This is a genomic window from Streptomyces beijiangensis, assembly GCF_017315755.1.
Taxonomy (GTDB): domain Bacteria; phylum Actinomycetota; class Actinomycetes; order Streptomycetales; family Streptomycetaceae; genus Streptomyces; species Streptomyces beijiangensis.
The window spans coordinates 1-363 of the sequence record NZ_JAFLRJ010001734.1 but is presented as its reverse complement, the minus strand read 5'-3'; the positions used below and the strand labels follow the sequence as shown (position 1 = coordinate 363).

Below are 363 nucleotides of genomic sequence, written 5' to 3'. Positions count from 1 at the left end.
GTGGTCATGACGGCGAGGGCCGCGTCGCCGCCGCCGTACCCGGACAGCAGGGCGGCGGCGTCCGCGGACGCCGGCCAGCAGGCGGTCCATGGGCAGCGGCACGCCGATGAGTCCGGTGGAGCAGACCGCCACGTCGCCCGGGTCGAGGCCGAGCAGCCCTGCGGCCTCCCCGGCGGTGGAGTACGTGTCCTGGTGGCCCTGCGGTCCGGTACAGGCGTTGGCGCCGCCGGAGTTGAGCACGACGCCGCGGCGGGCGTCTCCACCTCCATCCGTGTGCCGGCCTCTCCGCGGAGGGCAGGGTCCGCGCGGTCGGGCGCAACGCGGGGGGCGGCAAGGCCTCTACCGGACCGCAGGGCCGCGAGG

At 77.4% G+C, this 363-nt stretch carries 1 pseudogene; it reads right to left on the bottom strand.

Features of this window, described 5'->3' with window-relative positions:
- Positions 1-243: pseudogene (locus tag J0695_RS43425) on the bottom strand (bifunctional ornithine acetyltransferase/N-acetylglutamate synthase); the annotation flags it as partial.
- Positions 244-363 lie beyond the last annotated feature (120 nt).